This window comes from Enterobacter sp. ZOR0014 (genome assembly GCF_000798855.1).
GTDB classification, from domain to species: Bacteria; Pseudomonadota; Gammaproteobacteria; order Enterobacterales; family Enterobacteriaceae; genus Enterobacter; species Enterobacter kobei.
Genome location: NZ_JTLF01000364.1, coordinates 1 through 21,939, shown reverse-complemented (window position 1 = coordinate 21,939; position 21,939 = coordinate 1). Strand labels below are relative to the sequence as shown.

Annotated in this window: 25 protein-coding genes; 14 read left to right on the top strand and 11 right to left on the bottom strand. The window is 50.9% G+C overall.

Annotated elements, in window-relative coordinates:
• Positions 1-47: 47 nt before the first annotated feature.
• Together L977_RS20775 and L977_RS20770 are read left to right on the top strand one after the other, a co-directional pair.
• Positions 48-1,331, top strand: coding sequence for a YeaH/YhbH family protein (locus tag L977_RS20775; protein ID WP_014883442.1), 1,284 nt, complete (start codon positions 48-50; stop codon positions 1,329-1,331).
• Between the two features lie 99 nt (positions 1,332-1,430).
• Positions 1,431-1,931 (top strand): YbaK/prolyl-tRNA synthetase associated domain-containing protein, encoded by a 501-nt coding sequence (locus L977_RS20770; protein ID WP_032636930.1) that lies wholly within the window; start codon positions 1,431-1,433, stop codon positions 1,929-1,931.
• A gap of 16 nt (positions 1,932-1,947) precedes the next feature.
• On the opposite strand, the gene yoaI is transcribed toward L977_RS20770, so the two are convergent.
• Entirely contained in the window at positions 1,948-2,052 is a 105-nt protein-coding gene (gene yoaI / locus L977_RS24605) for a small membrane protein YoaI (RefSeq protein WP_023332737.1), read from the bottom strand.
• A gap of 144 nt (positions 2,053-2,196) precedes the next feature.
• Here yoaI and L977_RS20765 point away from each other — a divergent pair, with 144 nt between their 5' ends.
• Complete coding sequence (locus L977_RS20765) at positions 2,197-2,643, top strand: DUF441 domain-containing protein (protein WP_023332736.1); 447 nt, start codon at positions 2,197-2,199, stop codon at positions 2,641-2,643.
• Here the strand turns inward: L977_RS20765 and L977_RS20760 are convergent.
• Positions 2,627-3,418, bottom strand: coding sequence for an AraC family transcriptional regulator (locus L977_RS20760; protein WP_047626857.1), 792 nt, complete (start codon positions 3,416-3,418; stop codon positions 2,627-2,629). The two genes, L977_RS20765 and L977_RS20760, sit on opposite strands and share 17 nt — an antisense overlap.
• A 99-nt stretch (positions 3,419-3,517) precedes the next feature.
• Here L977_RS20760 and L977_RS20755 point away from each other — a divergent pair, with 99 nt between their 5' ends.
• Complete coding sequence (locus tag L977_RS20755; protein ID WP_032636931.1) at positions 3,518-4,705, top strand: CynX/NimT family MFS transporter; 1,188 nt, start codon at positions 3,518-3,520, stop codon at positions 4,703-4,705.
• Between the two features lie 32 nt (positions 4,706-4,737).
• Here L977_RS20755 and L977_RS20750 read toward each other — a convergent pair whose 3' ends face one another.
• Positions 4,738-5,445: a CTP synthase C-terminal region-related (seleno)protein gene (locus tag L977_RS20750; protein ID WP_032636932.1), complete on the bottom strand. Its 708-nt coding sequence runs from the start codon at positions 5,443-5,445 to the stop codon at positions 4,738-4,740.
• A 101-nt stretch (positions 5,446-5,546) separates the two neighbouring features.
• Between L977_RS20750 and L977_RS20745 the strand changes: the two genes are divergently transcribed.
• Complete coding sequence (locus L977_RS20745) at positions 5,547-5,891, top strand: DUF488 domain-containing protein (protein ID WP_032636933.1); 345 nt, start codon at positions 5,547-5,549, stop codon at positions 5,889-5,891.
• Here L977_RS20745 and L977_RS20740 read toward each other — a convergent pair whose 3' ends face one another.
• Positions 5,892-6,197 carry a hypothetical protein gene (locus tag L977_RS20740; RefSeq protein ID WP_023332731.1) on the bottom strand — a complete coding sequence of 102 codons (306 nt, stop codon included), beginning with the start codon at positions 6,195-6,197 and terminating at the stop codon, positions 5,892-5,894.
• Positions 6,198-6,277: 80 nt separating this feature from the next.
• Positions 6,278-6,532, bottom strand: a complete 255-nt coding sequence (locus tag L977_RS20735) for a putative hemolysin (protein WP_023332730.1) — start codon at positions 6,530-6,532, stop codon at positions 6,278-6,280.
• 163 nt (positions 6,533-6,695) lie between these two features.
• Between L977_RS20735 and L977_RS20730 the strand changes: the two genes are divergently transcribed.
• Both L977_RS20730 and L977_RS24600 read left to right on the top strand, forming a co-directional pair.
• Entirely contained in the window at positions 6,696-7,715 is a 1,020-nt protein-coding gene (locus L977_RS20730) for a sensor domain-containing diguanylate cyclase (protein WP_032637908.1), read from the top strand.
• Between the two features lie 43 nt (positions 7,716-7,758).
• Positions 7,759-7,857: a YoaK family small membrane protein gene (locus tag L977_RS24600; protein ID WP_014883431.1), complete on the top strand. Its 99-nt coding sequence runs from the start codon at positions 7,759-7,761 to the stop codon at positions 7,855-7,857.
• Positions 7,858-7,984: 127 nt separating this feature from the next.
• Here the strand turns inward: L977_RS24600 and L977_RS20720 are convergent, their stop codons facing one another.
• Both L977_RS20720 and L977_RS20715 read right to left on the bottom strand, forming a co-directional pair.
• The gene (locus L977_RS20720; protein ID WP_008500746.1) at positions 7,985-8,233 is read right to left on the bottom strand and encodes a GlsB/YeaQ/YmgE family stress response membrane protein; all 249 of its coding nucleotides are present in this window, start codon (positions 8,231-8,233) and stop codon (positions 7,985-7,987) included.
• A 280-nt stretch (positions 8,234-8,513) separates the two neighbouring features.
• Entirely contained in the window at positions 8,514-9,998 is a 1,485-nt protein-coding gene (locus L977_RS20715; protein ID WP_231563652.1) for a sensor domain-containing diguanylate cyclase, read from the bottom strand.
• A 192-nt stretch (positions 9,999-10,190) separates the two neighbouring features.
• Here L977_RS20715 and L977_RS20710 point away from each other — a divergent pair, with 192 nt between their 5' ends.
• Complete coding sequence (locus L977_RS20710; protein WP_047626850.1) at positions 10,191-11,690, top strand: EAL domain-containing protein; 1,500 nt, start codon at positions 10,191-10,193, stop codon at positions 11,688-11,690.
• 1 nt (position 11,691) lies between these two features.
• Here the strand turns inward: L977_RS20710 and L977_RS20705 are convergent, their stop codons facing one another.
• From L977_RS20705 to icd, 3 genes are all read right to left on the bottom strand, one after another.
• Positions 11,692-11,937, bottom strand: a complete 246-nt coding sequence (locus L977_RS20705) for a DUF2543 family protein (protein WP_014883428.1) — start codon at positions 11,935-11,937, stop codon at positions 11,692-11,694.
• 69 nt (positions 11,938-12,006) lie between these two features.
• A complete protein-coding gene (locus L977_RS20700; protein ID WP_014883427.1) occupies positions 12,007-12,354 on the bottom strand; it encodes a DUF1304 domain-containing protein in 348 nt (115 codons plus the stop codon).
• A 77-nt stretch (positions 12,355-12,431) separates the two neighbouring features.
• A complete protein-coding gene (gene icd / locus L977_RS20695) occupies positions 12,432-13,682 on the bottom strand; it encodes an NADP-dependent isocitrate dehydrogenase (RefSeq protein ID WP_014883426.1) in 1,251 nt (416 codons plus the stop codon).
• A 117-nt stretch (positions 13,683-13,799) separates the two neighbouring features.
• Between icd and rluE the strand changes: the two genes are divergently transcribed.
• From rluE to L977_RS20665, 6 genes are all read left to right on the top strand, one after another.
• The gene (gene rluE / locus L977_RS20690) at positions 13,800-14,453 is read left to right on the top strand and encodes a 23S rRNA pseudouridine(2457) synthase RluE (RefSeq protein WP_014883425.1); all 654 of its coding nucleotides are present in this window, start codon (positions 13,800-13,802) and stop codon (positions 14,451-14,453) included.
• A 9-nt stretch (positions 14,454-14,462) separates the two neighbouring features.
• Positions 14,463-14,936, top strand: a complete 474-nt coding sequence (locus tag L977_RS20685) for an NUDIX hydrolase (RefSeq protein WP_014883424.1) — start codon at positions 14,463-14,465, stop codon at positions 14,934-14,936.
• A gap of 40 nt (positions 14,937-14,976) precedes the next feature.
• Positions 14,977-16,089 (top strand): tRNA 2-thiouridine(34) synthase MnmA, encoded by a 1,113-nt coding sequence (gene mnmA, locus L977_RS20680; protein ID WP_014883423.1) that lies wholly within the window; start codon positions 14,977-14,979, stop codon positions 16,087-16,089.
• A 26-nt stretch (positions 16,090-16,115) separates the two neighbouring features.
• The gene (gene hflD / locus L977_RS20675) at positions 16,116-16,745 is read left to right on the top strand and encodes a high frequency lysogenization protein HflD (protein ID WP_014883422.1); all 630 of its coding nucleotides are present in this window, start codon (positions 16,116-16,118) and stop codon (positions 16,743-16,745) included.
• A gap of 19 nt (positions 16,746-16,764) precedes the next feature.
• Positions 16,765-18,135, top strand: a complete 1,371-nt coding sequence (gene purB, locus L977_RS20670) for an adenylosuccinate lyase (RefSeq protein WP_014883421.1) — start codon at positions 16,765-16,767, stop codon at positions 18,133-18,135.
• 687 nt (positions 18,136-18,822) lie between these two features.
• A complete protein-coding gene (locus tag L977_RS20665) occupies positions 18,823-20,409 on the top strand; it encodes a P-loop ATPase, Sll1717 family (RefSeq protein ID WP_047626849.1) in 1,587 nt (528 codons plus the stop codon).
• Between the two features lie 222 nt (positions 20,410-20,631).
• Here L977_RS20665 and L977_RS20660 read toward each other — a convergent pair whose 3' ends face one another.
• Positions 20,632-21,909, bottom strand: a complete 1,278-nt coding sequence (locus L977_RS20660; RefSeq protein WP_047626855.1) for a DUF2254 domain-containing protein — start codon at positions 21,907-21,909, stop codon at positions 20,632-20,634.
• Between the last annotated feature and the right edge of the window lie 30 nt (positions 21,910-21,939).

Genomic DNA, 21,939 nt, shown 5'->3' with positions numbered 1-21,939 from the left:
GCCGGGCCAACAAAAACGCAAGTTGGCAAATGCAGTACGGGGGGTATATGACCTGGTTTATTGACCGGCGTCTTAACGGCAAAAACAAGAGCACGGTGAACCGCCAGCGCTTCTTGCGCCGTTACAAAGCGCAAATTAAACAGTCGATCTCCGAGGCCATCAACAAACGCTCGGTGACCGACGTCGACAGCGGCGAGTCTGTTTCCATCCCCACCGATGACATCAGCGAACCGATGTTTCATCAGGGGCGAGGCGGTCTGCGCCATCGCGTACACCCAGGTAATGACCACTTCGTTCAGAACGACAGAATTGAGCGTCCTCAGGGCGGCGGCGGTGGTTCAGGAAGCGGTCAGGGACAGGCCAGCCAGGACGGTGAAGGTCAGGATGAGTTCGTTTTCCAGATTTCAAAAGATGAATACCTCGACCTGCTGTTTGAGGACCTGGCGCTGCCGAATCTGAAAAAGAATCAGCATCGTCAGCTTAACGAGTACAAAACCCATCGCGCGGGCTATACCGCCAACGGCGTTCCCGCCAACATCAGCGTTGTGCGTTCGTTGCAGAATTCGCTGGCGCGGCGCACGGCCATGACGGCAGGCAAACGTCGTGAACTGCGCGAACTTGAGAGTAGCCTGAAGGTCGTGGAAAACACGGAGCCGGCGCAACTGCTGGAAGAGGAGCGCCTGCGCAAAGAAATTGCCGAGCTAAGAGCGAAGATCGATCGCGTTCCGTTTATCGACACGTTCGACCTGCGTTACAAGAATTATGAAAAACGCCCAGAGCCCTCCAGCCAGGCAGTGATGTTCTGTCTGATGGACGTCTCCGGCTCCATGGACCAGGCCACAAAGGATATGGCGAAGCGTTTTTATATCCTGCTCTACCTGTTCCTGAGCAGAACCTATAAGAACGTGGAAGTGGTCTATATTCGCCACCATACGCAGGCTAAAGAGGTCGACGAGCATGAGTTCTTCTACTCGCAGGAGACCGGCGGCACCATCGTCTCCAGCGCGCTGAAGCTGATGGATGAAGTCGTGAAAGAGCGTTACGACCCGGCGCAATGGAATATCTATGCCGCGCAGGCGTCCGATGGTGATAACTGGGCCGACGACTCACCGCTGTGTCACGACATCTTGGCGAAGAAAATTCTGCCGGTGGTGCGTTACTACAGCTATATCGAAATTACCCGTCGCGCGCATCAGACCCTGTGGCGGGAATATGAACATCTGCAATCGATGTTTGATAATTTTGCCATGCAACATATCCGTGACCAGGATGATATTTATCCGGTGTTCAGGGAGCTCTTCCACAAGCAGTCTGCTAACAGCAACGCATAATCTCACAGCCAGCGAACGCGCTGGCTGTTTTCTTTCGACGCCGTTCTTCTCGTGCTAATGTAGCCATCTGCATACTGGATTATCACCGGGAAAATCGCGATGACTGACGACGTTATGGGGACAGGAACCCACCAGCAACTGATAACCTTACTCACCGGGCAAGGCGCACGTTTTCGGGTTATGGAGCACGAGGCGGTCGGGAAATGTGAAGCGGTAAGTGAAATACGCGGGACCGATCTGCGTCAGGGCGCAAAAGCCCTGGTCTGCAAAGTGAAGGGAAACGGTGTTAAAAAGCATGTTCTGGCGATCCTGGCCGCCGATCTGCAGGCCGACCTGAGCCGGCTTGCCAGCCATTTCGGCGGGCTTAAAGCCTCCCTCGCCAGCCCGGCCGAGGTAAGTACCCTTACCGCCTGCGTATTCGGCGCTATTCCGCCTTTTAGTTTCCACCCCGATCTGACGCTGGTCGCCGACCCGCTGCTGTTCGAGCGTTTCGACGAAATCGCGTTTAACGCCGGCCTGCTGAAAAAATCCGTGATCATGGATACCCAGGATTACCTGCGCATCGCCCGTCCTGAGCTGGTGACTTTCCATAAAGTCTAATCGTGAAGGCTGACTGTCAGCCTTTTCTCTCCAGCAACAGCACGGAGGCGACGAGAATCGCGGCAATGGCGAAAAACGATGAGGAGATAATCAGCGTTTCAACAAACATGTGATCGTTCATGATAGCGACCCCTTTGCGATATCTGCCTTCGTTTTAAACCGCGTAAATGACAAGGTTATGACAGCGGTAAAATCTTTTTAAAACTGTTCTCCGCCCTTTTTCCGCGTACAGTAAGCAGGACGATTATTTTGGCAAGGATTCCCTATGTTTGACCCTACTCTGCTCATTCTCCTGGCACTCGCCGCGCTGGGTTTTATCAGTCATAACACCACCGTCGCCATCTCGATTCTGGTGCTGATTATCGTTCGCGTCACGCCGTTAAATACCTTTTTCCCGTGGATAGAAAAGCAAGGCCTCACCATCGGGATAATCATTTTAACCATCGGGGTGATGGCGCCCATCGCCAGCGGTACGCTTCCCGCCTCAACGCTGCTGCACTCGTTTGTCAACTGGAAATCGCTGGTGGCTATCGCGGTAGGTGTTTTTGTCTCATGGCTCGGGGGGCGCGGCGTTACGCTGATGAGCAGCCAGCCTTCGCTGGTTGCGGGTCTGCTGGTGGGCACGGTGCTGGGCGTAGCGCTCTTTCGCGGCGTGCCGGTGGGCCCGCTGATTGCAGCCGGGCTGGTCTCCCTGTTTATCGGGAAGTCGTAGTCAGGCTGGCCATGTAACGCGCTGGCGTCTGACCCAGCCCCTTCTTAAACATGGTAATAAACGCGGTGGTCGAGTCATAACCCAGTGACTGCGCCACCTGCTGTACCGATTTCCCGCCGATCAAATGCTGTAACGCCACAATAAGTTGCAGCTGGTGACGCCAGCGACGAAAGCTTAATCCGGTCTCTTTTACCACCAGTCGCGCCAGGTTGCGTTCGCTCATGGCGAAGTGGCTTGCCCATTGTGCCAGCGTCTGCCAGGCCGCGGGCTCTTCCGCCATCTTCTCGCTCATCAGCCGGATTTTTGGATGGGGCGAGACGGGTAACTGTAAATGCTCCTGACGCTGGAGCGGCAGTTCATCAAACAGGACATCGACCAGTCGGCATGTGGCCGCAAGCTGAAGCTGTGCCTGCGATTTTTCTGCCAGAGATAAAATGAGCTCCCGCACCAGAGGGGACATTTTCAGCGTACAACAGCGGTCGGGCAGACTGGCGGCACCGGGCTCAATGAACAAAAAGCAGAGCTGCGCCCCCGGCGTGGCCCTGTTACTGTGCGGCATCTGCCCGGGGATCCAGACCGCGTACTGGGGCGGTACCATCAACATGGCATTTTCCACTTCACAGGTAATCGCGCCGCCAAGCGCCAGAATCAGCTGTCCCTTGCGGTGATGATGCAGGGGAATATATTGTTCCTCCGCCACCACACGGATGCGAAAGGCGACGGCCGCATCATGCTGGCTATCAGGATCGTAGCCGTCCAGTCCCAGTCCAATCATCATGTTGTCCGATTTTAGCGATAAACTGTCATTTTAGCCTGATTTCAACCGCCGGGAAAATCGGTATTGTGTGCGCTCGCTTGAACGTATGAGAACATAATGACTACTGCTATTCGCACCTCAGGAAAACACGGCGCGCTGTTGATTGCAGGCATCCTGATGATCGCCACCACGCTTCGCGTCACCTTTACCGGCGCAGCCCCGCTGCTGGATACCCTTCGCCTTGATTATGGCTTAAGCACGGCGCAAACCGGTCTGCTGACCACCCTGCCCCTGTTGGCTTTTGCCCTGATCTCCCCGCTCGCCGCAGGTCTGGCCCGACGTATTGGCATGGAGCGTAGCCTGTTTATCGCCCTGTTGCTGATTTGCGCCGGGATAGCCATTCGCTCCCTGCCTTCCGCTGCCCTGCTTTTCATCGGCACGGCAGTGATTGGCTGCGGGATCGCGCTTGGGAACGTGCTGTTACCGGGTTTAATTAAACGTGACTTTCCGGGCCAGGTGGCGAAACTCACCGGTGCCTATTCCCTGACGATGGGGGCAGCCGCCGCATTAGGCTCGGCGCTAATCGTGCCGCTGGCCCAGGGTCATGCGGGCTGGCAGGGCGCGCTGCTGATGCTGATGGTGTTTCCGCTGCTCGCCTTGCTGCTCTGGCTGCCGCAGTGGCGTCAGAAACATGTTGCGACGGTAACAGGCGCAGGCGCGTTACATAACCGCGCAATCTGGCGTTCTGCTCTCGCCTGGCAGGTGACGCTCTTTCTGGGGATTAACTCTCTTATCTATTACGTCATCATCGGCTGGCTGCCGGCGATACTGCTTAGCCACGGCTACAGCGAGGCGCAGGCAGGTTCGGTGCATGGTCTTTTACAGCTGGCGACAGCCGTGCCGGGACTTGCCGTTCCGCTGATCCTCCATCGGCTGAAAGATCAGCGGACGATCGCCGGTGCAGTGGCGCTGATGTGCGCGGTAAGCGCAGCGGGATTGTGGTTTATGCCGGATATGGCGGTGATGTGGACGCTGGTGTTTGGCTTTGGCTCCGGGGCAACGATGATCCTCGGCCTGACGTTTATCGGTCTGCGCGCGAGCTCTGCGCATCAGGCGGCGGCATTGTCCGGTATGGCACAGTCTATCGGCTACCTGCTCGCTGCCTGCGGACCGCCGCTGATGGGTAAAATACACGATTCGGTAGGAGACTGGCGCATCCCCCTTCTCGCCTGTGCGCTGGCCGCGATCGTCATGGCCGTCTGCGGGATACTTGCCGGGCGCGACCGGGAAATCGCGCCCCGCTAAACACGAAGGCAGACCATCGGGTCTGCCCTGTTTTAGCCCCGCGCCGCGCGAAGCATTGCCTTTACGAGAACCACCGGACGTCCTTCCAGCGCAGCACGCTCGTGCTGGAACAAAGTGATCACAAAGAACGGGTGGGTTATCAGCTCCGCCGCACGGATTTCCCCCTGTTCGTCCCAGCCCGTCACGCGCATATCACCGCTCTCCAGCGCCTGAGCAAATTCCGGCGACACACCATAGTTGCAGTGATATCCCTCTTCAATTTCGGGTTTGCCGTAGGCTTTGGCGATCAGCGTATTGCTGCGCAGTTCAATGGCATCGGATATTTCCACCAGCGAGCAGGTCAGCGGCGCAATCACCATAGTGCCTTCGGTATCCGTCTCAGCATGTGCCGCATCGTGCCAGCCCAGCACGTTACGGGCATACTCAATCAGCGCATGCTGGAACCCACCGCAGGTCCCCAGGAACGGAATACTGTTTTCACGGGCGTAGCGTGCGGCGATAAAGGCGGCCTCTGTGTTTTTATAGGGGCTCGCAGGAACCAGCCAGATGGCATCGTAGCCCACCAGATCCTCAGAACTGGTTAATTCCGGGGTAGCAAGCCAGTCGTAATCGGCGGTGAGGTCAAGAACGGCCGCAGCATCGTCAATGGCCAGCGGGATCGCCTTGTGTGCAATAACATCAGGATTGTAATCGCCAACCAGCGCAATGCGGAGCGTCGTTTTAACCGGGAGGTGTTCCATGAAAGGTTCCTTATGCCAGAGTATTATCAGATAACATAAGGAACCTCAGACTACCGATCTTCTGCAATTATCACAATACCTTAAATTGGGAGGGTGGAATTATGATTCAGTGCAAACGCGTCTATGAGCAGGCAAGCCCGGACGATGGCTATCGGGTGCTGGTGGACAGACTCTGGCCGCGCGGGGTTAAAAAAACGGACCTCGCCCATGACGAATGGTGTAAAACACTCGCGCCATCGAACGCATTACGTCAGGAGTATCATAGCGAAGCTATTGATTTTGCGACTTTCAGTAAAGCCTATCAGGAAGAACTGGCGCAGCATAAGGACGAGGGAAGGCGTCTTGCGGCGCTGGCACACAAGCAGACTCTCACCCTCCTCTATGGCGCGAAAAACACGGAACAGAATCACGCCCTGGTTTTAGCCGACTGGCTACGCCATTTGTGATCAGCTGATTGTCAGCTCATCCAGCATTTGCGGGGCTTGATCAGGGGTGAGCGGCATCAGATGTTCGGCGCGAACAAACGCAAAGCCGTGCTGATTGTCAAAGGCGTAGACGTCTCCGGTGACCAGCCAAAGCGCACGATCCGCACTTGCGGGTAATTGCGTCATCACGCCGTTAACCGGGTTTACAAAACGCAGGCCAGGCTGGCAAAGACCAAACAACTCAACAGATTTACCAATATTGCGACGGCCAGACGCCGTGCGGGCACCGATGATCATCGCCATGCTGCCCGGTTTAAGCTGAAACATACTTCTCTCGCGGTAACAGTAGCCAGATACTGGCTAAGAATAATCCTAAAGAGAAGTGTATCGCAGGACCTGCCCTTCTGTCACCTGGTGGGTTGCGGATGATCGCGACGATAGAGCGTCCATTCGTCGATCACTTCACCACCCGGCAGCTTGCACTCGGTACGAACACCCTGCGGGCTTTGAATCGGGATCTGTTCCCCGCCCTTTTCCAGACAGTAAACGGAAGCCGGGTTCGCCATACCTACGGCCTGTGGCGGTTTGGGCGCATCGGGTGGGGTTGTTTTTGCGGTACAGGCGGCCAGGGGAAGCGTCAGCGCCAGAAGCAGAAATCTCATCGCATCGATCCTTGTGACATCATCTTTGCCTAAGGGTAACGGCTCAGCGCCGCTTTCTCCATATATAAAATTTTCTGCATTCATGTTTTACTATGCCTGAAGCCTAATAATTCAGCATAACATGCAGATGCAGACGTCTTCTGCCTGGGAGTCTTTCTACGTCATGTCGGATATTATCCTTGCCCGTGTTTCAGAAACCCTCGTTACTGAGCAATCCCTTGAAAGTCTCGTTCGTCAGCTGCTGGAGATGCTGGAAATCGTCACCGATATGGAGTCGACTTACCTGACGAAGGTGGATATCCAGGCGCGGCTGCAGCATATCCTTTATGCCCGAAACAGTAAGCAGATGACGATCCCGGAGGGGCTGAGCGTGCCCTGGGATGAAACGCTGTGTAAGCGCGCGCTGGATAGCGACACCATCTTCAGTAACGATGTCCCCGAGCGCTGGCCGGAGTGCGAAGCGGCGAAAGCTCTCGGTATTACCACTTACATGAGCATTCCGGTTCATCTCGCCGATGGCTCGCTTTACGGTACGCTTTGCGCCACCAGCACGGCTAAAAAGCCGCTCAGCGAGCGCGGTGAACAGATGTTAAAATTATTCGCCGGGTTGATTGGTCAGTACATTCAGAAAGAATCTCTGGTGAACCAGCTTCGGGAAGCCAACGCGGCGCTCATCGCACACTCTTATACCGATGCCCTTACCGGCCTGCCCAACCGTCGCGCCATCTTTGAGGATCTGACTACTCTGTTTTCCCTGGCTCGACACCTGAAACGTAACGCCATCATTGCGTTTATCGACCTGGACGATTTTAAATTGATTAACGATCGGTATGGGCATGAAGCAGGCGACCAGTTCCTGATTGAAGTGGGCAAGCGTTTGACCGCAGAAAAACAGCAGGACGATATCATTGGTCGGCTGGGCGGCGATGAATTTCTGGTGGCCTCTCTGAGTCATGTCGACAATGAGGAGCACATGAATCAGCTTAAAGCGCGCTTCAGCGCCCGCATTGCAGGGGAATACTGGCTGGGTAACATTAACCTTATTTATCCGGGAGCCAGCCTCGGCGTCATCGAAGTGGACCCAGACGTAACCGATCCAGACAGCGCATTACGTGCTGCTGATGTGGCGATGTATCAGGATAAGAAAGGAAAAAGCAAAACACGCTTTCTCGCGATGGATTAACCCCGTACACTCTACGGCGTTATAAAAAGAAAAAGGTGATGATATGAGAATAGGGATCCTCTTCCCTGTCGTTATTTTTATAACGGCGGTCGTGTTTCTGGCGTGGTTTTTTGTCGGTGGTTACGCTGCACCGGGGGCATAAATGAGAAAAACCACGCTCATTATGTTAATCATCGCCATTGTGGCCTTTGCTGGCACGCAGCTTGGCTGGTGGTGAACCCGTGATGTAAAAAGGCCGCCATCCGGCAGCCTTTTTTAACGCTTCAGTTTTAGCTTTTGATCTTTCTGTAGATAAACAGCACAACCAGCGCGCCGATCACCGCAACCGCAAAGCTGCCGAAGTTAAAGCCATCTACTTTCCCGAAGCCGAACAGCGTACTGATCCAGCCGCCGACTACCGCGCCGACAATACCCAGTATTACGGTGACGATAAACCCACCGCCATCTTTGCCCGGCATGATCCACTTCGCCAGAATACCCGCAATAAGCCCAAAGATAATCCAGGATAAAATTCCCATAACTTTCCTCTCTGTATGGTTTTTGTCATTAAATCAACGACACAAAAAAGGATAGCACAGGATTTGAGAAAGGAAATTTGTGATAAGCCTCACACTGACCGGATGCGCATTTTGCCATCAAAATGCCCTTCCCCAGGAAATGTGGGGTTGCATCTTTTGTTGAGAAAGATTATCTTTCTCAACACTGAATAGTTGAGAGAAATACTCAGGTATTCAGTACGACATTGCTCACATTGCTTCCAGTATTTCTTGCCCACGCTTTCGTGGGCTTTTTTTTGGGTTATACCCCAACAAAAGCGTGCCGGTTACGGCCTCCGCGTTTTGCCTGATAGAGCGCCTGGTCCGCGGCAATAATAATATTCTGCTGACTGCCCGCGATGTCGACAGCACGCGCAGTAGATATGCCTACACTCACCGTGACCCGCCCGAAAGGACTGAACGCGTGTTCAATGTGGAGAGAGAAGACATTGCGAATAATCGTCTGTGCAAGGCGGAGCGCCTCCTGGATATCCGATTCAGGCAATATCAATGCAAACTCCTCCCCGCCATATCGCGCCACAAGCTGGTTGTCGCGAGTGAGGCTTTCCCTGAGGCAGTTTCCCAGTAATGCCAGACACCTGTCCCCTTCCGGGTGACCATAGTTATCGTTGTACTTTTTGAAGTAGTCCACATCCACGAGGAGGAGCGAAATCGGCGCGTCCTCTGCCGCACACGTCGCGATGTCGGAGAGAATTTTTTCATCGAAAATACGTCGGTTATAAAGCCCGGTCAGGGCATCCTCCGAGGCAATAATCTTTAGCGCTTTGTTATCCCGTGTTTTTCTGGATAAGTCGGAATACAGGAAATAAGACGCCACGATGAGTATCGCGGTAAAAACGAAAATAAGTAAGGCAAGCTGAATCGCCTGCTTGCGCCAGGGGGAAAGGGCTTCATCCGCGCTGACCGCCACCGTCGTGACCAGTCCGTAGCGGCTGTTTTTCTCATAGGCATAAATGCGTTCGATTTTATCAAACCGGGAAACGGAGCTGGCTATCCCTGTATTTTGTACTTTTAGGTATTTCCTGAAGAGAGGAGAATCTGAAAAAATCGTACCGATATAGGTATTCTTAAAGGGGTAGCGAATCAGTAAAACGCCTGTTTGTGTCGTTAAGCCAATAACGGCCGCGTGTCCGATATTGATCTGTCCATAAAGGGTCAGAAAGTTTTCGATACCCAGCGTCACCACCACGACGCCGTTAAATGCCCCCGTGTGAGTCTCAAGGCGTCGGCTTATGGTAATAACCCATTTACCATTGGTTCTGCTTATCACTGGCTCGCCAATAAATATCTGCTGGCTTTTATTTTCCTTGTGATAGACAAAGAATGACCGGTCCGCGCCTTTACGGGGACCTGCTAAAGTTTCGTGCAAGGCGGTGAAGATATCCCCCTGCGCATCATAGACAACCACATTATTAATCTGGGTAAGAAGGTTATCCTGATTGCTTATCATTCGCTGAATATTGATCGCCTGTTGCGGGGTCATGCCATAAATTTCAAGGGTGTCGGAAACGGTGGTAATCAACATTTCACTTTGGCGTATGATGCCTTCTGTATAGACATTCAGGGTATGGCTCAGGTTGGCAACGCTGGTATTGATCTGCTGGATTGACTGCTGTCGGGACGTTGCAATCTGCACGGCAAGCGACAATGAAATGATCAACGAGACAATGATGACGGTTATGGTTGTTGTGTAAAAAGTATTTTTGACATGCACGAGCTTTTCCACCTTATCACGCCTGACATCCCTTGCTGACAACTCTTGTCACTGTAACAAAGCTCAGGTTAAGAGGAAAATGAATTGCACTTAAGCATAGTTCATCCGCCTGGATTAGGCTGACTACCCATATTATCGGGGTTGTAGCAAGCCCAGCCTGTGATAAGATTTGAAAAATCAGGGAGCGGACAAGGTATCTGGAAAATGAAAAAGATCGTTGCCGTTACTATCGTTTCAGCGTTTCTGGTCTTTCTGTCTCTCTATACGGTCAATGCGGTTATCATGGGCCAGCAGAAAAGCAAACTGCGTGAGATTTCCCAGACCCTTTTACAGTATTCAGAAGGCCTGTCTCAGAGCGTGGCGCAGACACTTAAAGGCCTGACCACTCAGGGATGCGACAAAGCCAGCCTTGATCGCTACAGACAGATTAAGCTCGACAGCCTTTATTTTGCAGACATCGGTTTTATAGAGCAGGGAAAAATAATCTGTACCGCTTTTTGGGGAAAACTCGCTAACCCTGTCCCCCTGCCAGAAGAGCTCCATAAAACACCCAGGGGATTCCTGCTCGCGCAATTTTCCAGAAAAGATTTTTTCACGGGCAATGCGGCCATCTACAATAATCTTATTATCTTCTCCTCCCGCTACGCTTACGATAAATTCACCCCGGTTACCAACAATTACTCACTCAGCGCAACCACCAAAGACTTTGCCAGAATATTTTTTTCAGCAACCCATGAGGTAAAAGAACAGGATGGGGTACATTCCACGTTATTTACCCTCACCCTCACACAGTGCAGCACTTCCTGGGATTTGTGCGTCATTGTGAAGCATCACCATGCAGGACTGGCCTCGTTATCTCCCGCGGTGTTTGCCTTTCTCGTGGCTATTTTATGTTTTATCTGGATTGCGATAACGTTATTTTTCTTTCGACTCAATGAAGACCGCTTTTCACTGGAACGGACGTTGGTTAAAGCCGTCTTAACCAACACTATTGGCGTTCACTACCAGCCCATAATTCGCATTCAGGATAGCAAAATAGTGGGCGTGGAGGTTTTATCGAGATGGCGCGACGCAAAACACGGTGACGTCTCGCCGGAATTGTTTATTCCATTAATCCAGAAAATTGGTTTGTATAAAAAATATTATACCCATATTCTTGAGAAATCCCTTAAGGACATAGCACCGCTGGTGCTTAAGCATCAGCTGGTCGTTTCGCTCAATGTTGGTCGAACGGAAATTGAAGATGGACAATTTATCAGCATTTTGCGCCGTGGATGTTTAGCCAACAACATTCCGCTGTCTCTGGTAAAAGTCGAGCTCTCTGAAAAAGCCGTTTCCACCGCGAATATTCTGGAGGGCTTCTGTCAGAAGTTAAAATCCTTTGGTGTCAGAATATCCATTGATGACTTCGGTGTGCAAAACTCCAACCTGGCCAGGCTTTCGCTTCTTGAATATGATGAGATCAAAATCGACAAGTCGCTGGTCGATGGCATCAGTGAGCATTATAAGCAGAACATTTTTGTGATCTTTAGCGACGCCCTCGCAAAACTGAATAAAACGCTGGTTTTCGAAGGCGTTGAGAACGAAATACAATTCCGCTTTATTGCTGAACGATATCCTGAGGCTCTGGTTCAGGGATGGTATTTTTCAAAATCTGTTTCCCGCCGTGAGCTTGCGAAGCGGCTCCTGGGTCTGGCGCGGTAGGCTATTCATTTCCCCACTGATTAAGGAAGTTCGCAATATCATCAATACGTTCAGCATGAACCCCGGCTTCACGCGCCATCTCTTGCTGAGCTTCCTCATCAATCTCCTCATTATTTGATAACCGCGTGAGCAGCAGCTGGAAATAATGCGCCAGTGGGTCCTGCTCTGACTCACTGACAGGCTTTGCGGCTTCCGTCGCGTATTCTTCGACGATGTCATAATACTTCAATGGGATGTCGTTATTCATAACTGTCTAAACCTCTCAGGATGAAGCCACAAGTATATCGGACGACGCACGGTTGACCAACGCGTTGCTTCAGATAAGCAGCGCAAGCAGGGCGGCAAGCGCAGGTAAAGCCTGAACATACAGAATCTTCCGGCTGGCGGTCACTGCGCCAAAGAGACCGGCAATCAGCACGCAGGCCAGGAAGAAGATGGCCACATGAACACCCTCTTCACCGAGCCAGAGGCTCCAGAGCAAACCCGCCGCAAGAAAACCGTTGTATAGCCCCTGATTCGCGGCCAGCACGCGGGTTTCACGCGCAAATTCCGGGCTGAGATTAAACGCCTTATGCCCGGTTCTGGTGTCCCACAGGAACATTTCCAGCACAAGGATGTAAAGATGGATAAATGCAACGACAGCGATAAGAACAGTGGCTAGCATCGTGTTATTTCCTGCAGGCAGAGGCAAAAAAAACGGGAACCCTCAGGCCCCCGCTCTTGTTTAACCCAGAGTCTGGATTACATGTTCGCGATGATCGCGTCGCCAAACTCTGAACATTTCAGCAGTTTAGCGCCTTCCATCAGACGTTCGAAGTCATAGGTAACGGTTTTGGCGTTGATCGCGCCTTCCATACCTTTCACGATCAGGTCTGCCGCTTCGAACCATTCCATATGACGGAGCATCATCTCTGCGGACAGGATGATAGAGCCTGGGTTCACTTTGTCCTGACCTGCATATTTAGGAGCAGTACCGTGGGTCGCCTCGAACAGAGCGCACTCGTCACCGATGTTTGCACCAGGGGCGATTCCGATACCGCCAACCTGTGCTGCCAGGGCGTCAGAGATGTAGTCACCGTTCAGGTTCATACAGGCAATCACGTCGTATTCAGCAGGACGCAGCAGGATCTGCTGCAGGAACGCATCGGCGATCACATCTTTAACGATGATCTCTTTGCCGGTGTTCGGGTTCTTGATCTTCTGCCACGGGCCACCGTCGATCAGCTCACCGCCGAACTCTTCTTTCGCCAACTGGTAACCCCAGTCTTTGAAGGCACCTTCGGTGAACTTCATGATGTTGCCTTTGTGAACCAGAGTCACAGAGTCACGGTCGTTGGTGATCGCGTATTCGATAGCCGCGCGCACCAGACGTTTAGTCCCTTCTTCGGAGCACGGCTTGATGCCGATACCGCAATGTTCAGGGAAGCGAATTTTCTTCACGCCCATCTCTTCGCGCAGGAATTTAATCACTTTTTCTGCGTCTGCAGAGTCTGCTTTCCACTCGATGCCCGCGTAGATGTCTTCTGAGTTTTCGCGGAAGATAACCATATCGGTCAGTTCAGGGTGCTTAACCGGGCTTGGGGTGCCCTGATAGTAACGCACCGGACGCAGACAGACGTACAGGTCCAGCTCCTGACGCAGTGCCACGTTCAGGGAGCGGATACCGCCGCCGACTGGGGTGGTCAATGGGCCTTTGATAGCAACGCGGTAGTCGCGGATCAGGTCCAGCGTTTCTGCTGGCAGCCAGACATCCTGGCCATAAACTTGAGTCGATTTCTCACCGGTGTAAATTTCCATCCAGGAAATTTTACGCTCGCCTTTGTAGGCTTTCTCAACAGCGGCATCAACCACTTTCAGCATTGCCGGGGTAACGTCTACACCGATACCGTCACCTTCAATGAACGGGATAATCGGATTGTGAGGAACGTTAATCTTGCCGTTTTGCAGGGTGATCTTTTTACCTTCCGCCGGAACAACTACTTTGCTTTCCATTAACCTCTCCTTCGAGCGCTTCTGGTTGTTACTGATCTTATGTTAATAAATTGTAATGAGCCCTTCGATAGTACCTGAATGTCCTGCGCCATGAAAGGTCTTCGTTATTAGGCTATAATGCGGCAATTGATAACGCCTGAAAATACCATGAAGAAAACTTCTTTTACAAAACACCGGGTTGAGCGATTCAGCTCGCGACAAGCCGCCAGAAGACCGCAAGAAACCCAGCCGAAGCGGGTTATTTTGTTCAATAAACCCTACGATGTTTTGCCGCAGTTCACCGATGAGGCCGGACGCAGCACGCTGAAGGATTACATTCCCGTTCAGGGCGTTTACGCCGCCGGGCGTCTGGACCGGGACAGCGAAGGACTTTTAGTTTTAACCAACGACGGCGCTCTGCAGGCAAAGCTCACACAGCCGGGAAAACGCACGGGCAAAATTTACTTCGTGCAGGTCGAAGGCGAACCGGACGAAGAAACGCTGGAGAAATTACGCCGTGGGGTAACGCTGAACGATGGCCCAACCCTGCCTGCAGGTATTGAACGCGTGAATGAACCGGAGTGGCTATGGCCGCGCAATCCGCCCATCCGCGAACGCAAATCCATTCCGACAAGCTGGCTCAAAATCACCCTTTATGAAGGCCGCAACCGTCAGGTTCGGCGCATGACCGCTCACGTCGGCTTCCCTACTCTGCGTCTGATTCGCTACGCCATGGGCAGCTACACCCTGGAAACGCTGGCAAACGGTGAATGGCGAGACGTTACCGCTTAAGGAGTCACTATGTTTAAACCTCATGTTACGGTCGCCTGCGTGGTCCACGCCCAGGGTAAATTCCTTGTAGTCGAAGAGAGCATTAACGGTAAAGCGCTGTGGAACCAGCCAGCCGGGCACCTTGAAGCCAATGAGACCTTACTGCAGGCAGCAAAACGCGAGCTGTGGGAAGAGACCGGCATACACGCTGAACCCCAGCACTTTATCCGACTGCATCAGTGGATTGCGCCCGATAGCACCCCGTTCCTGCGCTTCTTGTTTGCCGTCGAGCTTAGCGAAATGTGCGCCACAGAGCCGCAGGATGACGATATCGACCGCTGCCTGTGGGTGACTGCCGAGGAGATCCTTAACGCGCCAAACCTGCGCTCGCCGCTGGTTGCGGAAAGCATTCGCTGCTGGCAGTCTGCTGGCCGCTTACCGCTGGAAGTCATCGGCGCATTTAACTGGCCGTTTACAGAGGGTGCCAATGGTGGGGGGGCGTGATAGAATACGCCGCCTTGAAGTTCAATGTCGTGAGTATTCCATGTCAGATAACAGCCAGAAAAAAGTGATCGTCGGCATGTCCGGCGGTGTCGATTCCTCCGTTTCCGCCTACCTGTTACAGCAACAGGGCTATAAGGTGGAGGGCCTGTTCATGAAGAACTGGGAGGAAGATGATGGCGAGGAATACTGCACTGCCGCTGCGGATCTCGCCGATGCGCAGGCCGTCTGCGATAAGCTCGGCATTGAACTGCACACCGTTAACTTTGCTGCAGAATACTGGGATAACGTCTTTGAACTGTTCCTGGAAGAGTACAAAGCAGGACGCACCCCGAACCCGGATATTCTGTGCAACAAAGAGATCAAATTTAAAGCCTTCCTGGAATTCGCTGCGGAAGATCTGGGCGCAGACTACATTGCGACCGGCCACTACGTGCGTCGTGCAGATGTGAATGGCAAAAGCCAACTGCTGCGCGGTCTGGACGGCAACAAAGATCAGAGCTACTTCCTTTATACCCTGAGCCACGAACAGATCGCCCAGAGCCTGTTCCCGGTTGGCGAGCTGGAAAAGCCGCAGGTACGTAAAATCGCGGAAGAGCTGGACCTGATCACCGCAAAGAAAAAGGACTCTACCGGCATCTGCTTCATCGGTGAGCGCAAATTCCGTGATTTCCTTGGCCGCTACCTGCCTGCACAGCCGGGTAAAATTGTCACCGTTGATGGCGATGAGATCGGCCAGCACCAGGGGCTGATGTACCATACTTTAGGCCAGCGCAAAGGTCTGGGTATCGGTGGAACCAAAGATGGCAGCGAAGATCCGTGGTATGTGGTCGACAAAGATGTCGAAAACAATATTCTGGTTGTCGCCCAGGGGCACGACCATCCGCGTCTGATGTCCGTTGGCCTTATCGCGCAACAGCTGCACTGGGTCGATCGCGAGCCGCTGAAAGGCACGCTGCGCTGCACGGTGAAAACGCGCTACCGTCAGACCGATATTCCTTGCACCGTTACCGCGCTCGATGACGATCGCATTGACGTGCGTTTTGACGAGCCGGTTGCCGCCGTCACCCCGGGTCAGTCTGCTGTCTTCTACAGCGGCGAAATCTGCCTGGGCGGCGGGATCATTGAACAGCGCCTGCCGCTGCCCGCTGTTTAACAGAGCGCACACATAAAGGAGACCATGTGGCGAAGAACTACTACGACATCACCCTGGCGCTGGCAGGAATTTGCCAGTCTGCCCGTCTGGTGCAACAGCTGGCGCATCAGGGTCATTGCGATGCCGATGCCCTGCACGTTTCACTCAACAGCGTTATCGACCTTAACCCCGGTTCAACTCTGGGTGTATTTGGTGGGAGTGAAACCAATCTTCGTCTCGGTCTTGAAACCCTGCTTGGCGTGCTTAACGCCAGTAGTCGTCAAGGGTTAAACGCAGAACTGACCCGCTACACCTTAAGCCTGATGGTACTTGAGCGTAAGTTGAGCGCGGCGAAAGGCGCGCTCAATACCCTGGGCGATCGTATCGGCGGGCTCCAGCGTCAACTCGACCATTTTGATCTGCAATCCGAAACGCTGCTGAGCGCGATGGCCGGTATTTACGTTGATGTCATCAGCCCGCTGGGCCCACGTATTCAGGTCACCGGATCCCCTGCCGTGCTGCAAAGCCCACAGGTGCAGGCAAAAGTACGTGCGTCCCTGCTGGCAGGGATCCGCGCCGCCGTGCTGTGGCATCAGGTTGGCGGTGGCCGTCTGCAGTTAATGTTTTCTCGTAATCGCCTGACCACTCAGGCAAAACAAATTCTTGCTCATTGTTAACCTCCCGGAGTTGCGAATTATGGAATTATCCTCACTGACCGCCGTATCCCCTGTCGATGGACGCTACGGCGATAAAGTCAGCGCGCTGCGCGGGATCTTCAGCGAATATGGTTTGCTGAAGTTCCGTGTTCAGGTTGAAGTACGCTGGCTGCAGAAGCTGGCCGCCCAGGCAGCAATCAAGGAAGTTCCTGCTTTTGACGAAAAGGCAAACGATTACCTTGATAAAATCGTTGCTGAGTTTAGCGAAGAAGATGCCGCGCGCATTAAGACCATTGAACGCACCACCAACCACGACGTGAAAGCGGTTGAGTACTTCCTGAAAGAGAAAGTGGAAAGCGTCCCTGCCCTGCACGCGGTGTCAGAGTTCATTCACTTCGCCTGTACCTCTGAAGATATCAACAACCTGTCTCACGCGCTGATGCTCTCTACCGCGCGTAAAGAGGTTGTGCTGCCTTACTGGCGTAAGATCATTGACGCGGTGAAAGCGCTCTCCGTGGAATACCGCGACATTCCGCTGCTTTCCCGTACTCACGGCCAGCCAGCCACCCCTTCCACCATGGGTAAAGAGATGGCGAACGTGGCGTACCGCATGGAGCGCCAGTACCGCCAACTGGAACAGGTTGAAATTCTTGGCAAAATCAACGGTGCAGTCGGTAACTATAATGCCCACATCGCCGCTTACCCGGAAGTGGACTGGCACCAGTTCAGCGAAGAGTTTGTCACCTCCCTGGGTATTCAGTGGAACCCGTATACCACGCAGATTGAACCGCACGACTATATCGCTGAGCTGTTTGACTGCATCGCGCGCTTCAACACCATTCTGATCGACTTCGATCGTGACGTGTGGGGCTACATTGCGCTGAACCACTTCAAGCAGAAAACCATCGCCGGTGAAATTGGTTCTTCCACCATGCCGCATAAAGTGAACCCAATTGACTTCGAAAACTCCGAAGGCAACCTGGGCCTGGCGAATGCCGTGCTGCAGCATATGGCGAGCAAACTGCCGGTATCCCGCTGGCAGCGTGACCTGACCGATTCCACCGTACTGCGTAACCTGGGCGTGGGCATTGGCTACGCGCTGATCGCGTACCAGTCCACCCTGAAAGGCGTGAGCAAACTGGAAGTGAATCGCGATCGTCTGCTGGACGAACTGGATCACAACTGGGAAGTGCTGGCGGAGCCGATTCAGACCGTAATGCGTCGCTACGGCATTGAAAAGCCGTATGAAAAACTGAAAGAGCTGACTCGCGGCAAGCGTGTAGATGCTGAAGGCATGAAACAGTTTATTGACGGTCTGGCACTGCCAGAAGAAGAGAAAACGCGCCTGAAAGCCATGACGCCGGCGAACTACATTGGCCGCGCCATTACCATGGTCGACGAGCTGAAGTAACACCCCTTCCCCCCTTTCCGCCCGGAAAGGGGGTTGCTTTTCCCCGGTTTACTGAATGTTTATCCCCACGGCAACATAATCAGCGTTAGACTGCACAGCCAAAATCACAACCGTCCAAATAACAATAACTTAGTTATAATTCAAAGACTTAACCAAATCCCTATACGGACATTATCGGACAATAAAGGCCGATTTAGTGCCCCAAAACACGCCCCCAGCGCAAATTTGCCCCCAAATTTGCCCCCAAATTTTCACCAGCCCCCTTCTCATTCCGCATCCATTTTTTGCTACCACTGGAAATTTTTTATACGCCGTATTATTGCCACGCCATAAATCATCTCTCCCTGTATCCTGTCAAGGCCGTTCTCGATTAGTCGACATGCCTGTGGCCATTGCTCTACCGGACAAAGATTCAACGCTGCAGTTTATGAGTGATAGCCCTGGGTTGATCTCACGGCTATGACTGGCGACACACAATCAAATCTGACAGTCTGCTTTGAGCGAGGAACGGAAGTTGGTCATTACATGCCAGCCTGAAAGATGACTACCTAATCTACGGCGATTCAGTCCATTCATCTACAAATGGTTCCTTTACATTTCATATGTTGATATCCTCAACGTTATGTAACAGGGCAGTGCCAATGTCTTATAACCATATTTTTTCCAATTACTTTAGTTGAGGTGACGATGATACCAATCAAAGAACTAACTCTTGGTTATGCTGATGCTGAAAATTATAAGAGAAGGGAAAATAAAGACTTACTTAATAAAGTATTCATACGTGATAATCACTTATCTGAATTATGCGAGCCGAATATATCGTTTCTTGTAGGAGAGAAAGGTACTGGTAAAACTGCATACTCTATTTATCTTTCAAATAATAACATTAATAACACACTAGCCACGACCAAATATATAAGAGAGACAGAATACCAAAAATTTATCACTCTTAAATCCGAAAAGCATTTAAGTTTGTCTGATTTCTCTGGTATATGGAAAGTTATTCTGTATTTATTAATATCCAAACAAGTATTAGATAAAGAAGGGACAATTTCAAAGTTACTAAACTATACAAAATTCTCATCACTAACTGATGCAATAGATGAATATTATCTCAAGGCATTTTCACCAGAAATAATTCAAGCTCTCAGTTTTGTTCAGGAATCAAAAATTGCAGCAGAATTACTTCATAAGCATGCAGCTTTAAAAGGTGAAGAAAAAGAATCTTTGTCTTTTTCCGAGAGCAGATTTCAGATAAATTTATTTTATATACAAAAAAAATTTGAAGAGGCCTTTAGCCAAATCCGTTTATCTCAAAACCATATTTTATTTATCGATGGTATAGATATTCGACCTTCCTCAATTCCATACGATGACTATCTAGAATGTATCAAAGGATTAGCTCACGCCGTCTGGGAGATTAATAACGATTTCTTCCCAAGTATAAAAGGAGGAAAAGGGAGAATGAAAGCAGTTCTTTTGATCAGACCAGATATTTTTGAATCTATAGGATTACAAAATCAAAATGCAAAAATTAGAGATAATTCAGTATTTCTGGACTGGCGGACAGAATATGTAAACCACCGTAATTCTCAATTATTTGAGGTTCTAGATCATCTGCTTGGGACTCAGCAAAAAATGGCACTTGAAAAAGGGCAAGCCTGGGACCATTATTTCCCTTGGGACTCACCCAATGTTCGTGATGATTATAACCACCCCACATCGTTTATTAATTTTCTTCGTTGGTCCTATTATCGACCAAGAGATATATTACGAATGCTCGAGATTATTAAATCACACACCAACGGTGATGGCGGGAAAAATCAATTTACTTTAGATGACTTTGAAAATCCTAGTATGCAAAGAGATTACTCTAACTATTTACTCGGGGAAATAAAAGATCATTTGTCATTTTATTATGGAAGTGATCATTATGAGATTTTTTTAAAGTTCTTTGAGTTCCTCTCAGGAAAAGACACTTTCGATTATGCTGAATATCTCTTAGCATATAAACAACTTGAAACTCACATTGGCTCCATTTCCACTACAAAGCCAAAATTCATGACAACCGCAAACGACTTCCTACAATTTCTGTTTGATCTTAACGTAATATGTTATATAGAAACAACCGAAGATAATAATAGATTTATACGTTGGTGCTTTAGAGAAAGAAGTTATGCAAATATTTCACCAAAAATAAAAACAGGAATGAAATATCAGATATTTTATGGTTTGGCAAAATCATTAAATGTCGGAAAGGTATTAAAAAAATAAAAATAAAATGGCGAGTGAAAATCACTTGCCATTCATCTAATAGCACTGATTAATGATATATAAGGGACAGGCATGTCTATATAAGTATCCCTTCAAAACGGACCATCAACTTTTACGGAGTCTCTGGCACTCCAACTTCCGCTCCTGGCACAAAGCAGACGCCCATTCTCACGCGAATGCTTTGCCCTTACCTAGCCAACGACCGAATCGCTTGCCCCGTAGCTATGGTTTTTTATTGGAATCTTCGCCATAAAATAAATTATAATAAATTGATTTTATTAGATATCTGTCAGAAACTATATGATCAGCACGAGTTGCATGCTCTAATGTTTCAAATGCTAAAGTATGCGCGGCCTCAGCAAATATCCCAGGCCAACCAGTGCTCAGCATAGAGAGTCCTTTGAGGACTCTTATCTGAATCTCCCTCATACTGGCACCATCACGGGCAATAGGTAAAAAAAAGTCTTCAAGTAGATCGCTGTTCTGAAGTGGCGCAACATGTATTGAAGGATATGTCACATCAATTTCGTCAGATTTATTCTGCGCATACGCCGATAGAATCCGTACACCTCTGCCAATGACATCAATTGCGGTGCCAGGATCGTTCACTGCCGGTGAAAGGGCTCTGCAGGCTATTTCAGCCATGACGCTAAGACAGAATCGGGGATCCTGAGAAAAGGAACGTACATCCGAGACAATGATCGTCTCGAGCAAATCGGTTCTGATTGATGGCCCCTGCCCCTGACTCAGATACAAAACTGGCATCGACGGATGAATGAAACTGCCCGGTTGCGCCACAAGATAAACATGTCGAGGATCCTCAGACAACAGCTTGCCGAGTTTCACCATATCAATATATTCAACATAGCCAATCATCTCCGGATAAACTGCAACCGTTCCGTTTGGTTGTTCATTGTTCTCAAGCCATGGATATCCGCCCAGATATGGGCGTTTTGCTCTTTCAACAAATGCTTCGATCGCCGCCTGCTCAACCTTTGCAGTCGTCTCTCCAACCCTTCCCAGAGAGGTCAAATGCTGTATCCAACGAAGCAATGTGATGAGAATTAAACCAATGACCACCAGTGTGACAACGAATAAAATGACTCTCCCCCTTTCTCCGTAGGCTCCCATATTAAGAGCAATGATCCCTACCAGACTGAAGAGAAAAGAACCGATGAATGTGGCCAGTACATTTTGTGTGGTTACGTCTTCAACAACTAAACGTGTAGCTCTTGGTGTCACATTAGTGGTAGCTGATCCGTACGCTGTGACCATGATACTCAGCGAAAATGTGGTAACTGCTAGCATACTCGATGCCAGTATATTTAGTATGTTATCCACGGCTTCTGCGCCAACCTTCACCGATACCGACTCAGGGATCATTGATTTAAACAGAATTGATAAAAGAGCCGTCATTATCGCTACAATTGCGAATAATGCAGCCCTGAACCATAACTTTTTAAATACCTGCTTCAGAATCCATTGCCAGCGTGAGATCATTTGCATTCCCTCGTATTATGGCCAATGTTC